General features: G+C 71.7%; 12 protein-coding genes. 9 read left to right on the forward strand and 3 right to left on the reverse strand.

Annotated elements, in window-relative coordinates; all coding sequences use genetic code 11:
* The first annotated feature begins 130 nt into the window (after nt 1-130).
* The 6 genes from ACODT5_RS46230 to gatB all read left to right on the forward strand — a co-directional run bounded on the left by ACODT5_RS46230 (nt 131) and on the right by gatB (nt 6,832).
* Nucleotides 131-2,332: a putative bifunctional diguanylate cyclase/phosphodiesterase gene (locus tag ACODT5_RS46230; RefSeq protein ID WP_422524855.1), complete on the forward strand. Its 2,202-nt coding sequence runs from the start codon at nt 131-133 to the stop codon at nt 2,330-2,332.
* Nucleotides 2,329-2,799: a nucleoside 2-deoxyribosyltransferase domain-containing protein gene (locus ACODT5_RS46235; RefSeq protein WP_422524856.1), complete on the forward strand. Its 471-nt coding sequence runs from the start codon at nt 2,329-2,331 to the stop codon at nt 2,797-2,799. The genes ACODT5_RS46230 and ACODT5_RS46235 overlap by 4 nt, the downstream gene beginning before the upstream one ends.
* Nucleotides 2,800-3,245: 446 nt before the next feature.
* Nucleotides 3,246-3,542: an Asp-tRNA(Asn)/Glu-tRNA(Gln) amidotransferase subunit GatC gene (gene gatC, locus ACODT5_RS46240; protein ID WP_007266718.1), complete on the forward strand. Its 297-nt coding sequence runs from the start codon at nt 3,246-3,248 to the stop codon at nt 3,540-3,542.
* A 5-nt stretch (nt 3,543-3,547) separates the two neighbouring features.
* Nucleotides 3,548-5,059 carry an Asp-tRNA(Asn)/Glu-tRNA(Gln) amidotransferase subunit GatA gene (gatA, locus tag ACODT5_RS46245; protein ID WP_422524857.1) on the forward strand — a complete coding sequence of 504 codons (1,512 nt, stop codon included), beginning with the start codon at nt 3,548-3,550 and terminating at the stop codon, nt 5,057-5,059.
* Nucleotides 5,056-5,307, forward strand: coding sequence for a hypothetical protein (locus ACODT5_RS46250; protein WP_266904189.1), 252 nt, complete (start codon nt 5,056-5,058; stop codon nt 5,305-5,307). The genes gatA and ACODT5_RS46250 overlap by 4 nt, the downstream gene beginning before the upstream one ends.
* A gap of 16 nt (nt 5,308-5,323) precedes the next feature.
* On the forward strand, nt 5,324-6,832 hold the full coding sequence (gene gatB, locus ACODT5_RS46255; RefSeq protein ID WP_422524858.1) for an Asp-tRNA(Asn)/Glu-tRNA(Gln) amidotransferase subunit GatB: 1,509 nt from the start codon (nt 5,324-5,326) through the stop codon (nt 6,830-6,832).
* Nucleotides 6,833-6,891: 59 nt separating this feature from the next.
* Here gatB and ACODT5_RS46260 read toward each other — a convergent pair whose 3' ends face one another.
* Complete coding sequence (locus tag ACODT5_RS46260; RefSeq protein WP_422524859.1) at nt 6,892-8,814, reverse strand: protein kinase domain-containing protein; 1,923 nt, start codon at nt 8,812-8,814, stop codon at nt 6,892-6,894.
* A 159-nt stretch (nt 8,815-8,973) separates the two neighbouring features.
* Between ACODT5_RS46260 and ACODT5_RS46265 the strand changes: the two genes are divergently transcribed.
* Nucleotides 8,974-9,789: an alpha/beta fold hydrolase gene (locus ACODT5_RS46265; protein ID WP_422524860.1), complete on the forward strand. Its 816-nt coding sequence runs from the start codon at nt 8,974-8,976 to the stop codon at nt 9,787-9,789.
* Between the two features lie 38 nt (nt 9,790-9,827).
* Here the strand turns inward: ACODT5_RS46265 and ACODT5_RS46270 are convergent, their stop codons facing one another.
* Complete coding sequence (locus tag ACODT5_RS46270) at nt 9,828-10,355, reverse strand: DinB family protein (protein WP_422524861.1); 528 nt, start codon at nt 10,353-10,355, stop codon at nt 9,828-9,830.
* A gap of 940 nt (nt 10,356-11,295) precedes the next feature.
* Between ACODT5_RS46270 and ACODT5_RS46275 the strand changes: the two genes are divergently transcribed.
* Complete coding sequence (locus tag ACODT5_RS46275) at nt 11,296-11,724, forward strand: hypothetical protein (protein WP_422524862.1); 429 nt, start codon at nt 11,296-11,298, stop codon at nt 11,722-11,724.
* A gap of 626 nt (nt 11,725-12,350) precedes the next feature.
* Here the strand turns inward: ACODT5_RS46275 and ACODT5_RS46280 are convergent.
* A complete protein-coding gene (locus ACODT5_RS46280) occupies nt 12,351-13,160 on the reverse strand; it encodes a GNAT family N-acetyltransferase (protein ID WP_422525261.1) in 810 nt (269 codons plus the stop codon).
* Between the two features lie 59 nt (nt 13,161-13,219).
* Between ACODT5_RS46280 and ACODT5_RS46285 the strand changes: the two genes are divergently transcribed.
* Nucleotides 13,220-13,711 (forward strand): cupin domain-containing protein, encoded by a 492-nt coding sequence (locus ACODT5_RS46285; protein ID WP_422524863.1) that lies wholly within the window; start codon nt 13,220-13,222, stop codon nt 13,709-13,711.
* Nucleotides 13,712-13,786: the final 75 nt, after the last annotated feature.

The following is a 13,786-nucleotide window of genomic DNA, read 5'->3' on the forward strand; positions in this document are numbered from 1 at the left end:
ACGCCTCCCGCGTCCTACTGTTGAGGGGTGCGCCTGTCGTGCACGGCTGCTTGACGCGATTCCAGCCGTGATGGCATGACATCGGGGCCATCGCGTGGCATCGGCATCGCCGGCTGTGAGAGGGACGGGCATGAAACCCACCGAAAGCGCCGACCCGTCACCAGATTTCGGCGGGGAGTTCCCGTCCATGCGGACGGGCCGGCTCGGTGTCCTGGGTTCCAGGACGCCGCAAGCACGACCGCTCGACACCGGAGCGGGCGCGGGCCCGGCGGTCCGGAGCGCCGCGCTGCCCCTCGTCATCGTGGGTCTCGCCGCCGTCGTGCTCGGCGTCGGCGTCATCACCGCACTGACCAGCCGTCACGCCCTGTTCCCCGGCGGCCCGGTCGGCTGGGCGCTCGCCCTGCTCACCGGCATCATCGTCGGCCACCTCGTCGCGCTGGGCCGCGACCGCTGGTGGGGCGGCACCGGATCGGGCGCCGCCCTCACCCTCGGCGTCCTCATCCTCTACGGATGGGTCCCCGCCGGGCTGGTCTCCCTCGCCGTGGTCTCCCTCGTCGGCGCCGCCCGCCGGCACCGCTGGCGCCAGGGCCTGCTCCACGGAGCCACCGACATCCTCGGCATCGGCGCGGGCGCCCTCGTCCTCGCCGCCTTCGGCGAGTCGCCGTCCGTCGAGGCCCCGTGGCGGCCCACCGGCTGGGGGATCGACGCGATCCCCGAGGTCATCCTGGTCGCCCTCGCCTACCTGGTCGTCACCCGCGTCCTGCTGTGGCTCGCCCTCGCCCCGAGCGGCGGGGGGCTGCCCACGGTCGCCCGTACCGCACTGCTGCGCCAGGCGCTGGTCGCCGTCGCGCTCCTCGGCATCGCCCCGCTGATCTGCGTGGTCGCCGAATCGCAGCCCGTACTGCTGCCGCTGTTCGCCGTACCGCTCATCGCCCTGGACTCCACGCTGTGGATCGCCCGGGCCCGCGCCGAGGAGCAGTTGCGGGACCCGCTCACCGGACTGCCCAACCGGCAGTGGCTGCTGGAGCGGGCCTGGAGCGCGCTCGACCAGGCCGAACGGTCGGGCACCCGCGCGGCGCTCGTACTGATCGACCTGGACCGCTTCCGCGCGGTCAACGACACCCTCGGCCACCTCGCCGGCGACCGGCTGCTCCTGCAGATCGCGGACCGGCTGCGCCAGGCCCTGCCCCCGGACGCCGAGGCGGCCCGCCTCGGCGGCGACGAGTTCGCCGTCCTCCTCCCCATCGCCGACTCCACCACCAGCGCCCAGCGGATCGCCCGCAACCTCGTCGCCGAACTCAGCTCCCCCCTCGACCTGGACGGCCTGACCCTGGTCCTGGAAGCCAGCGCCGGCCTCGCCGTCTTCCCCGACCACGCGCTGGACGCGGAAGGACTGCTGCGCCGCGCCGACGTCGCCATGTACCAGGCGAAGCGGGACCGGACCGGAGTCGAGGTCTACGAGTCCAAGCGCGACAGCAACACCCCCGACCGGCTCGGCCTCCTGGGCGACCTGCGCCGGGCACTGGACGCCGGCGAAGTGGAACTGCACTACCAGCCGAAGGTCCGCTTCGACGGCAAGGTGGCCGGGCTCGAAGCACTGGTGCGCTGGGTGCACCCGGAACGTGGGCGGGTCTCGCCGGACGAGTTCATCGCGATCGCCGAGACCTCCGGGCTGATGCCCCATCTGACCGAGTACGTACTGGAGACCGCGCTCGCGCAGGTCGCCCGGTGGCGGGCCCAGGGACTCAAGGTCCCGGTCGCCGTCAACGTGTCGCCGCGCGACGTCCACACTCCCGGGTTCGCGGGCGCCGTGGCCGCGCGACTCGCCCGGCACGGGGTCCCGGCGAGCGGGCTCCAGCTGGAGATAACGGAACACGTCCTGCTGGAGGACCCGCAGCGGGCCGCCGACACCATGGCCGGACTGACCGGCCACGGCGTGAAGATGTCCCTCGACGACTTCGGCACGGGCTACTCCTCCCTCGTCCACCTGCGGCGGCTGCCGGTCAGCGAACTGAAGATCGACCGGTCGTTCGTGGCGCGGCTCGCGGTCGACGCCCAGGACGCGGAGATCGTCCGCTGCACGGTGGACCTCGCCCACTCGCTGGGCCTGCTGGTCGTCGCGGAGGGCGTCGAGGACGACGAGACGTGGGAGCGCCTGCGCGACCTGGGCTGCGACGCCGTCCAGGGCTGGCTGGTCGCGGCCGCGATGCCCCCGCAGGAGGCGACGGCCTGGCTGCTGGCCCGCGGCGAGCGCGGCTGGCGGCGGCCGGCGGACATCACGGCGGAGCTGGCGGCGGAGGCGGCGTCCGCCGCGGCGGCGCAGTCCCCGTGACCTACGTGGAAGCCCCTGCCGTGTACCGCCCCGCGCCGGGGGATCCGCCGTCGGTCTTCCTGGCGGGCGGCATCACGCACTGCCCGCCCTGGCAGCTGGAGGCGGCGGCAGCGCTGGCGAGGTTCGTCGTGCTCAACCCGCGGCGGGCGGACTTCGACGTGTCCGACCCTTCGCAGACGGACGTCCAGATCGCGTGGGAGTACGCGCACCTGCTGCGGGCGGACCTCACTCTGTTCTGGTTCCCCGCATGCGAGGCGTCCCTCACGGTGCAGCCGATCACCCTGTACGAACTCGGCGCGGCCGCGGCCACCCCGGGCCGTCGCCTGGTCGTCGGCGCCGACCCCGGCTACCCGCGGCGCGCGGACGTCGTCACGCAGCTGTCCCTGTCCAGGCCGGACCTCACGGTCCACTCCACCCTCCCCGAAACGGTGGCCGCGGCCCGAGCCGAGCTGACCGTCCCGGCCTGACGCCCGCCCTGCGGGGCAAGGTCCCCTACCCACCCTTCCACCGTTCCCCGGGCTGCGCCCGGACCCCCTGGGGCTCCGCCCCGGACCCCGCGCCTCAAACGCCGGCGAGGCTGGATGTATCCGGCGGGGCTGGATGTATCCAGCCCGTCCGGCGTTTGAGGACCGGGTCCGGGCAGAGCCCGGGGAACGGGCGAAGGGCGGGTAGGGGAACTCCGCCCCTCGCAGCGGCAACGGTCGCAGCGGGGACTCCGCCCCGCGCAGCGGCGGACCCGCAGCCGGGGCCGGGCTTCGTGCGAGCCGTCGCAGGCGGCCTCGGCCTGTGGGGGAAATCGGCCCGCGCGGGGGCTTCGTACCGGCCCGGGGGCAAACCGGGGCGCCGGGCGGGGGCGGGGCCCCATAGGATTGGGGCCGAAACCTACACACCCGAACCCCCAGAGGATCGCTGCATGCCTGGCATCACGCGCGAGGAGGTCGCCCACCTCGCTCGGCTGGCACGTCTGGAGCTGAAGAGCGAAGAGCTCGACCACTTCGCTGGACAGCTCGACGACATCATCGGCGCGGTCGCCCGCGTTTCCGAGGTCGCCGACCAAGACGTCCCGCCGACCTCCCACCCGCTGCCGCTGACGAACGTCATGCGCGCGGACGAGGTCCGTCCGTCGCTCACCCCCGAGCAGGCGCTTTCCGGCGCTCCCGCCCAGGAGCAGCAGCGTTTCAAGGTGCCGCAGATCCTGGGGGAGGACTAATCACCATGGCTGACATCAACAGCACCATCGACATCATCAGGCTCACGGCCGCCCAGACCGCCGAGAAGATCGCCTCCGGCGAGCTCACGGCCGTCGAGGTCACCGAGGCCCACCTGGCCCGCATCGAGGCGACCGACGAGAAGGTCAACGCCTTCCTGCACGTCGACCGCGAGGGCGCACTGGCCCAGGCGGCCGCCGTCGACGCCAAGCGCGAGCGCGGCGAGAAGCTCGGCCCGCTGGCCGGCGTACCGCTCGCCCTCAAGGACATCTTCACCACCGTCGGGATCCCGACCACCGTGGGTTCGAAGATCCTCGAAGGCTGGATCCCGCCGTACGACGCCACCCTGACGCGCAAGCTGAAGGAAGCCGACGTCGTCATCCTCGGCAAGACCAACATGGACGAGTTCGCCATGGGGTCCTCCACCGAGAACAGCGCCTACGGGCCCACCGGCAACCCCTGGGACCTCACCCGGGTCCCCGGCGGCTCCGGCGGCGGCTCCGCGGCCGCGCTGGCCGCCTTCCAGGCGCCGCTGGCCATCGGCACGGACACCGGCGGTTCCATCCGCCAGCCCGCCGCCCTCACCGGCACCGTCGGCGTGAAGCCCACCTACGGCGGCGTCTCCCGCTACGGCATGGTGGCCTTCTCCTCCTCCCTCGACCAGGGCGGCCCCTGCGCCCGTACGGTCCTGGACGCGGCCCTCCTCCACGAGGTCATCGCCGGCCACGACCCGATGGACTCGACCTCCATCGACGCCCCGGTCCCGCCGGTCGTCGAGGCGGCTCGCAACGGTTCCGTCGCCGGCCTGCGCGTCGGTGTCGTCAAGCAGTTCGCCGGCGAGGGCTACCAGGCCGGCGTCGTCCAGCGGTTCAACGAATCCGTCGCCCTCCTCAAGGAGCTCGGCGCCGAGATCGTGGAGCTGGACTGCCCGTCCTTCGACCTCGCGATGGCCGCGTACTACCTCATCGCGCCGTCCGAGTGCTCCTCGAACCTGGCCCGCTTCGACGCCATGCGCTACGGCCTGCGCGTCGGCGACGACGGCACCAAGTCCGCCGAGGACGTCACCGCGCTGACCCGCGAAGCCGGTTTCGGCGACGAGGTCAAGCGCCGCATCATCCTCGGTACGTACGCGCTCAGCTCCGGCTACTACGACGCGTACTACGGCTCCGCCCAGAAGGTCCGCACGCTCATCACGCGGGACTTCGAGAAGGCCTTCGAGCAGGTCGACGTGATCGTCTCCCCGACCACGCCCACCACCGCCTTCGCGATCGGTGAGCGCACCGACGACCCGCTGGCGATGTACCTCGCGGACCTGTGCACCATCCCGACCAACCTGGCCGGCAACTCCGCCATGTCGCTTCCCTGCGGCCTGGCCCCGGAGGACGGTCTCCCGGTCGGGCTCCAGATCATCGCCCCGGCGATGAAGGACGACCGCCTGTACAAGGTGGGTGCCGCAGTCGAGGCCGCCTTCGTCGAGCGCTGGGGTCACCCGATGCTTGAGGAGGCTCCGTCGCTGTGAGTTCCAACACGAGTGCGCTGTCCAAGGCCAAGGGCTTCAGGAAGTCCAAGTCCGGTACGTACCTGTCGATCGGCACCACCGCCTTCGGTGCCCTCAGCGTCGTCAAGCAGGCCAAGAAGGCCCGCACCGAGCACGACACGCTGAAGCTGATCGACGCCGTCGTGTCCGCCGCCGCCATCGTCACCGGCCTCGCGATCCTGTACCGCGAACTGAAGCGTCTCGGCGACGACGACGTCCTGCTGGGCTGAGAGGGAAATTTCCACTGTGACTGCCATTGAACTGCTGTCGTACGAGGACGCCCTCGCGTCGTACGACCCCGTCATGGGCCTCGAGGTCCATGTCGAGCTCGGCACGAAGACCAAGATGTTCTGCGGCTGCTCGACCGAGCTGGGCGCCGAGCCCAACTCGCAGACCTGCCCGGTCTGTCTCGGCCTGCCCGGCGCGCTGCCGGTCGTCAACGAGATCGGCATCGAGTCCGCCATCAAGATCGGTCTCGCGCTGAACTGCGAGATCGCCGAGTGGTGCCGCTTCGCCCGGAAGAACTACTTCTACCCGGACATGCCGAAGAACTTCCAGACCTCCCAGTACGACGAGCCGATCGCCTTCAACGGCTTCCTCGACGTCCAGCTGGAGGACGGCGAGATCTTCCGCGTGGAGATCGAGCGCGCCCACATGGAGGAGGACACCGGCAAGTCGCTGCACGTCGGCGGCGCCACCGGCCGCATCCACGGCGCGTCCCACTCGCTGCTGGACTACAACCGCGCCGGCATCCCCCTCATCGAGATCGTCACCAAGCCGATCGAGGGCGCCGGCGAGCGCGCCCCCGAGGTGGCCAAGGCGTACGTCGCCGAACTGCGCGAGGTCATCAAGGCGCTCGGCGTCTCCGAGGCCCGCATGGACAAGGGCCAGATGCGCTGCGACGTCAACCTGTCGCTGCGCACGAGCCCCGAGGTGCCCATGGGCACGCGCAGCGAGACGAAGAACGTCAACTCGCTGCGCTCCGTCGAGCGCGCGGCCCGCTTCGAGATCCAGCGCCACGCGGCGGTGCTCTCCTCCGGCGGCTCGATCGTGCAGGAGACCCGGCACTTCCACGAGGAGGACGGCTCCACCACGGCCGGCCGCATCAAGGACAACGCCGAGGACTACCGGTACTTCCCGGAGCCCGACCTGGTCCCGATCGCCCCGGCCCGTGACTGGGTCGAGGAGCTGCGCTCCGGCCTGCCGGAGATGCCGCGCGTGCGCCGCAACCGCCTCCTCCAGGAGTGGGGCGTCACCGAGCACGACATGCAGTCGATCCTCAACGCGGGTGCGGTGGACTCCATCGTCGCCACCATCGAGGCCGGCGCCGACTCGACCGCCGCCCGCAAGTGGTGGATGGGCGAGCTGGCGCGCAACGCCAACGAGCAGGGCGTCGTCGTCGACGAGCTGCCCATCACCCCCGTCCAGGTCGCGCGCGTCGCGGCCCTGGTGGCGGGCGGCGAGCTCAACGACAAGCTGGCCCGCCAGGTCCTCGAAGGCGTGCTCGCCGGCGAGGGCACCCCGGACGAGGTCGTCGAGAAGCGCGGCCTGAAGGTCGTCTCGGACGAGGGCGCGCTCGGCGCGGCCGTGGACGAGGCCATCGCGGGCAACGCGGGCATCGCCGACAAGATCCGCGGCGGCAAGATCGCCGCCGTCGGCGCACTGGTCGGAGCGGTCATGAAGACCACCCGCGGCCAGGCCGACGCGGCGCGCGTCAAGGAGCTCATCCTGGAGCGCCTGGGCGTCTCCGAATAGCCCCACCGTACGTACGCGGCGGCCCCGCACCGGATCTCCGGTGCGGGGCCTTCGTGGTCTCAGCGCCCCAGCACGGGGGCGGCGATGACGACGGTGCCGTTGTCGCAGCCCTTGTCCACCTTGATCCGCAGCCGCAGGGCGCCGCTCACGTCAAGGGTGTGGGTGATCGGCTTGCCCAGTTGCACGAGCTCGGAGAAGCCGGCGGGCTGGCCGTCGAGGGAGAAGCTGATCCGCCCCTTCTCATTGGTCGAGCCGTCGTCGATGCCCACGATGAAGTCGAGCTTCTTCCAGGCGCGGTTGAGGTCGAACTCGGTGTACGTGTCGCTGTAGCAGCGGCGTTCGGCGACGAACGCCGCCCCGTACTCCTTGGTGTCGATCTTGGCCGGCCGGACCTCGAACCCGCCCAGGTCCGACACCGGGCTCATGACGGTCAGATCGGCGGCATTGACTCCCGGCGCGACCCCCGACGGCGGCTGGGAGCCGGTCGCCGTGGGCTGGGCCGTCGGGTCTTCGGACCCGGACCCGGACTCGGACTCGGACGGGCTCGGAGTCGGCGTCGGGGTGGGGGCCGGGTTCTCGGGGGCGGAGGGGGACGAGGCCGCCTTGTCCCCGCCGGACGCCGTGTTCGAGCCGTCCGCGTCCTTCTTGTCACCGAGCAGCTTTACGCCGACCACCGCGCCGCCCGCGACCAGCAGGACGGCGAGCAGCGCCCCGAGCACCAGCCCGGTCCGCCGCTTCTTGCGCGGGGGCGGCGCGGGCGCCGGTTCCGCGGCGGAGATGGTGGTGGGCGCCGGGCCGTACCCCTGCGGCACGCTCGCCTGGACCGGCGGGGTGTACACGGGCTCGGTGGGCGGCGGGGTGTACGCGGGCTCGGTGGGCGGTGGCACGTACACCGGCTGGGCCGGGGGACCTGCCGGGGGATTCGCCGGGACGGCCGGGGACGACGCCGGAGCCGCCGGCGGCTGCGGCGGCTGCTGGGGCGGGGCCACGGGCTTGGGCGGGGCCGCCGCCGGGGGAGTCGCCGGTGGTGCCGGCACTGGTACCGGCATCGGCACCGCGTCCTGGACCGCCCGCTGGGAGGTGGACGTGGTGGTGGACACCACCGCGCGGCGGATGTCCTTCATCCAGCCCGCCAGGTTCAGCGGACGCTTCAGCGGGTCGGCGGCGTAGATGGAGGCGATCCGCGCCCTCTGCTCCGCGTCCAGTACCGCGAACTGCGGCAGCCGTACGAGGGCCTGTGCCAGCAGTTCGGGCGTAGAGGGCGGGGACTCCCCGCTCAGCAGGAAGTACGCGATGGCCCCGAAGGCGTACCGGTCCGCGCCCGGGGTCCGCTTCCCCTCGAAGACCTCCGGCGCCGCGTAGCCCTGGGTGAACCACACCTCCGCCGTCTGGTGGTCGGCGGTCAGCTTGCTGAGGCCGAAGTCCACCAGGGTGGCCTGCCCGTGCGCGTCGACCATGACGTTGCCGGGGGACAGGTCGCCGTGGATCACCTGACGCCCGGAGGGGGTGGCCTTCCCCGAGTGCAGCCAGTCCAGTACGTCGGCCAACTGCTCGAGCGTGCGCATCACTTCGCGCCGCTCGGCGGCCGTGGCGAGGGTCCGTTCGGCCCGCCAGTCCCGCAGGTCGAGCCCGTCGACGTGGTTCATGACCAGGACCAGGGCCCGTCCGGTCAGCGTCGAGGATTCCCCGGGCCGGTGGATCGGCGGCCCCTCGAAGTGCTCCCGTACGCCCACGACGCCGGGCCGGTGGACGAAGCGCAGGAGTTCCGCCTGCTCGTTCCACTTCTGGCTGATCCGGTCGAAGACGTCCGGGGTGATGGTGGTCTTGGAGTCGAGCACCTTCACGACGACGGGCTCGGACCCTCCCGCGAGCTCGATCTCCGCGAGATAGAGCACCGCCTCCCCGCCGCGCCCGATGGACCGGAGCAAGCGGTAGCGGTCCGCTGCTACGTCCGGCCCGATGTGCAGATTCTGGCTGGTCAATTTCCCCCCAGCGCCGGTTGTTTGAGTGGGGGTCAGCTTCCCGGCGCGGGAGGGCGGCGGTCAAGTTGTGGCTGCGGCGGGAAGTTCTGTAGCGATCGCTAATTTAATCGAGTACGGTTCTTTCTGTAGTGATCGTTATCGAAATAAAGGGAGCCTCGCATGCATGCCACGCAGGTCAGTACGCAGGTCAGCGCCTACGCCCGCACCGTCCGCAAGGAGAGCGGCGGGCCCGGCCTCCTCCTCGCCCATGGCGGAGGCGGTTCGGTGGAGTCGAACTTCGGGCCGATCCTCGACGCCCTGGCCGCCGGCCACAGCGTCGTCGGCGTCGACTACCCGGGAACGGGCGGCACCCCGCGCTCCACACGGCCGCTCGAACTGGACGAGCTCGCCGACCAGTTGGTGGCCGCCGCCGACGCCGAGGGGCTGGACCGGTTCGCCGTGCTCGGCTACTCCCTCGGCGGGAACGTCGCCGCGCGCATCGCCGCCCGGTACCCGCAGCGGGTCACCGCGCTGGTGCTCACGGCGAGCTTCGCCCGCGCAGGCCACCGGCTCGGCCTCATCACCGACCTCTGGGCCGAACTGGCCCGCCGCGGGGACGGCGAGCTGCTCGCCCGGCTCCTCCTCCCGCTCACCCTCGGCCCGCAGGCCCTGGAGGGGCTGACCGGCGAGCAGGTGGAGGAGGCCGTACGGGCCACCGCGGCCTCCTTCCCGCCCGGCGGCGGGGACCACGCCGCGCTGGTGAAGGGGGCCGACGTGCGCGCCGACCTCGCGCGGATCGACGTACCCGCGCTCGTCATCGCGACCACCGCCGACGGCCTCGTACCGCTGGAGGTCCAGCGGGAGCTCGCGGACGCGCTGCCGGGCGCCCGATGGGCCGAACTGGCCACCGGGCACCTGCCGTTCGCCGAGCTCCCGCGGGAGTGGGCGGAGCTGGTCACCGGATTCCTGGCGGAGGTGCGGGCGGATCGGGGGTGAGTGGTGGGGGCCGGGGGTCGGGGGGTCGGGGGGTGGTCTCAGGCGCCCGTGGCGCCGTCGACGGCCTCGCGGAGGAAGTCCGCGTGGCCGTTGTGGCGGGCGTACTCGTGGATCATGTGCAGCATCAGCAGGCGCAGCGAGGCGTCCTCCTCCCACTTCTCGACGCGCACCGTCACGTCGAGGGACTCGGCGGCCGCCTCCACCGCGCGGGCGTGCTCGACCTCCGCGCGCCAGGCCGCGAAGGCCTCGGCGCGGGTCGAGCCGGAGGCGTCGTAGGCGGCCTGGAAGTCGTGGGTGTCCGACCACAGGTGGGGGACCTCCGCCCCGCCGAAGGTGCGCCGGAACCAGTGCCGCTCCACCTCCGCCATGTGCCGGACCAGTCCGAGCAGGGACAGTGTGGAGGGCGGGGACGCCTGGCGGCGCAGCTCCTCGTCGCCGAGGCCCTCGCACTTCCAGGCGAGGGTGGCCCGGTGGAAGTCGAGGTACGCGCGGAGCGTCTCGCGCTCGCCCCCGGCGAGGGGAGGGGCGACGCGGTGGGCGGATCCTGTTGTTGTTGCTGCTGCCATGGCTGAGATCTTGCCCCGTTGGCCCCGGGAGGCGGAAGGCCTCCGGCCAGGCGGACTGGGTCACTGCCGGCCTCGCCTGCGGGCTGGTCGTCGAGCAGGGGCGGGGGGTGGGGGTTGGTGGGTTGTGCTGCGGGCGGGTCGGTGGCTGCGTGGGTGCCGGGCGGCGTCCCGGCAGTCGAGCGTCCTTCCGTGGTGGGACGGTCCGTCAAGGGCGCTCCCTTTGGTCGCGTCGCTACGCGATGGCCTTCGGCCACCCTTGACGGACCGTCCCACCACGGAAAAACACAAGACTTCCGGGATCCCCCCGGGGAATGGCCGGGGGGAGGAGTGGGGAGGAGCGGCCTCGTCTGAGTTGCGCAGCCCTGCTCCGGCCGGCGGTCATCTGTGCACGGCCCCGGCAGGACCGTGACCTCAGTCGGTACGGAGGTGCGGGGCGGTCAGAGCATGCAGGGCCGGGCGTCTGGACACCCTTCCCGTGACCTTTGACCGCCACCACGAGCGAGAGGGTGATGGGAAGGGCCTCAGGGTCGGTGGGCGCGACAGATCGCTACGCACTCCCACTCGGTTTAGCGACTACCTACCGGCCGTGGCTGGACATAGGCGCCAACGATCGTATTTGTCCCACTGGGTTGAGCGACTGCCGACCGTACGCGGCTTGATACGTGTGGCCGGATGTATGTGGTCGAGGGGGGGTATGGAGGTGCCTGATGTCCGTCTTGGGCCGTGGACGGGTTTTGACCTTATGGAAAGTTTAGGTAAGCCTTGCCTTGCCCAAGTCGCGTTCGCGGCTGCCTCGCCCTCGGAGTTCATCGTCATGTCGTCCCCCGCCGCTGATCTGTCTGCTCGTCCTGTCCGCCTGTACGACTCTTGGTGGACGGTCGTGGCCGCAGGGCTTGGGGCGATGATCGTTCTGGCGGTTGGGCTGTGGGTCTCCGTTCACATGAAGACCGACCCGGCGCTGCACACGGCGGCGCTCTTTGCTCACCTCGCCTCGCTCGTCGTCGGCTTCGGCGCGGTTCTGTCCGCTGACTACTACGGTCTGCTGTGGGCCATGAGACGTTGCACGCTCGCCGAGGTGGTCGGTGCGACGTCCCGACTTCACGTACCGATCTGGGCCGGACTCGGTGGTCTCGTCGTGAGCGGGATGATGCTGGAACCCGATCTCAACTCGTCCCTCACCCTCGCCAAGCTCGGGCTCGTCGTCCTCCTGACCCTCAACGGTCTCCAGGCCGGCCTCCTCAGCCACCGCCTCTCGGCGGCGCCCACCGCCACCCCGCGCCTCCTGCTCTGGGGCGGAGCCACCGCCGTCATCTCGCAGCTCTGCTGGTGGGGCGCCGTAACCATCGGCTTCCTCAACACCAATTCTTGACCCTCGCGTCGTACCACCTCCCGCCGTGCGGCAGACCGATCCGCCAAACCACCTGTGAAGGCCTCCGAACCCTCCAGATCGGGCCACGGCCGGTCCGCAGTCGCTGAGCCGAGCGGGAGGGGATGTGGCCGTGTGTGCGGCCCATGGCCAGCCACAGGCGGTCGGTAGTCGCTAAGCCGAGAAGGACTGTGTAGCGATCTCTCGCGCCCACCGACCCTGGGGTCCTTCTCGTCGTCCTTGCGCTCTGGGTGGCGGTCGACGTCTCGGGAGGGTGTTCGGGCGCCCGGCCCTGGATGCTCTGATCGTCCCGCGGGTCTGTTCCGGCTGAGGTCACGGTCCTGCCGGGGGCCGTGTGCGGATGACCGGCGGGAAGCCGCTCGCAAGTGACCAGTCGGCCCGCCCCTCACTCACTTCCCTCCCGGCCGTTCCTCGGGGGGATCCCGGAAGTCTTGTGGCGTTTCGGGGTGGGTCGGTCGGTCAAGGGTGGCCGAAGGCCATCGCGAAGCGACGCGACCGCAGGGAGCGCCCTTGAGGGACCGGCCCGCACCGAAAGGACACTGGACTGCCGGGCTCCTCCCGGTACTCGACAAAGCCACCCCCCACCCCCCACCCCCCACCCCCCACCCCTACCCCTCCCAAACCCAGGGCACGGTCACCCCCAGCACGTCGAAGCCCAGCCGTTCCAGGATCGGGCGGCTGTCCTGTGATGCGTCGACCTGGAGGTAGCGGATGCCCCGGTCCGCCGCCACGCGGGCGCGGTGGGCCACCAGGAGGCGGTAGATGCCGTGGCCCCGCCATTCCGGGACCGTGCCGCCGCCCCACAGGCCGGCGAAGGGGCTCCCCGGGCGCATCTCCATCCGGGCCGCGCTCACCGGGGTGTCGCCCGCCATCGCGACGACGGCTTCGATCGTGTCCGGCTCGTCCCGCAGCAGGTTCAGCATCAGGTCCTTGATGCGCGGGCGGTCCGCGCCGAAGGCGCGGCGGTGTGCCTCCATCATCAGGTCCACGCCCGCCTCATCGGTCACCACCCGCAGCGTGATGCCCTCCGGCGGCTCCACCGACAGGGTGGCGAGGTCCTCCACCCGAGCCACCAGCACGGTTTCTGCGGGCTCCGCCACGAAGCCGGCCGTGCGCAGCCGGTCCCCGAGGTCGGCGGGGCGGTCGTGGCCGTACAGCTTCCACTCGAACTCCGCCGACGGGACCTCGCCCCGGTCGGCCAGCCCCGTGAAGAACGCCACCTGCTCCGCGATCGCCGCGTCCGCCGTGTGCTCGTCGAGGTCCGACCAGAGCACCATGTTCCCTCCGGTGCCGGGCACGATCTGCCGTACGACCGCGCCCGCCCGTTCCACGCGCGCGTCACTGGTGTCGGGCAGGGCCTCCCGCCGCATCAGAGAGTCGAACTCGGCGCGCACCTTCAGCAGCTCATCCGGATCCATAGTCATCCGGCCAGCTCACCAGCCGCCGACGGGTCAGACAACTGCATTAGCCTCACCCCGTGAGCGACCCCACCTCTCCCACGTTTCCCACCGCCTCCTCCCACCCCACCGTCTACACCGGCAAGGCCGCCCCCGACGCCGCCGTCGACCGGGGCTGGCTGCTGGGGCACTTCAAGGAGCCCGGCGATCCCCGCCACAGCGAGGACGTGGAGATGAAGTGGGGCGTCCACCCCAAGGGGGACGAGCGGGCGCAGTGGGTGCGCGGGGAGTCCCGTACGGCCTTGCAGGTGCTGATCAGCGGCCGGTTCAGGCTGGAGTTCCCCGGCCGGAGCGTCGTGCTGGCCGAGCAAGGGGACTACGTCGTGTGGGGACGCGGAGTCGACCACTCCTGGTACGCGGAGGAGGACTCGGTGGTGCTCACCGTGCGCTGGCCCTCACTGCCGGGCTACCGCGCCGACGCAGAGCCGGCCGACCAGCACCAGCTCTACGAAGTGCCCGCCACCCACCCCGACGACCCATCCGGCCGGACCTCCGTTCCGAACCCCGTGTGACCATGGTCCCGCGCTTCCCCGAACGCCTGTGACGCTGCCCACGAAGGCCGCCAACGATCACGTGACGCTGCGATC

This window comes from Streptomyces tatrensis (assembly GCF_049310065.1).
Classification (GTDB): Bacteria; Actinomycetota; Actinomycetes; order Streptomycetales; family Streptomycetaceae; genus Streptomyces.

What these genes read in the sequence shown, in the direction of transcription:
- ACODT5_RS46230 (WP_422524855.1), top strand. Translation starts at nt 131, where the DNA reads ATGAAACCCACCGAAAGCGCCGACCCGTCACCAGATTTCGGCGGGGAG.
- gatC (WP_007266718.1), top strand. Translation starts at nt 3,246, where the DNA reads ATGCCTGGCATCACGCGCGAGGAGGTCGCCCACCTCGCTCGGCTGGCA.
- gatA (WP_422524857.1), top strand. Translation starts at nt 3,548, where the DNA reads ATGGCTGACATCAACAGCACCATCGACATCATCAGGCTCACGGCCGCC.
- ACODT5_RS46265 (WP_422524860.1), top strand. Translation starts at nt 8,974, where the DNA reads ATGCATGCCACGCAGGTCAGTACGCAGGTCAGCGCCTACGCCCGCACC.
- ACODT5_RS46270 (WP_422524861.1), bottom strand. Translation starts at nt 10,355, where the DNA reads ATGGCAGCAGCAACAACAACAGGATCCGCCCACCGCGTCGCCCCTCCC.
- ACODT5_RS46275 (WP_422524862.1), top strand. Translation starts at nt 11,296, where the DNA reads ATGAAGACCGACCCGGCGCTGCACACGGCGGCGCTCTTTGCTCACCTC.
- ACODT5_RS46280 (WP_422525261.1), bottom strand. Translation starts at nt 13,160, where the DNA reads ATGGATCCGGATGAGCTGCTGAAGGTGCGCGCCGAGTTCGACTCTCTG.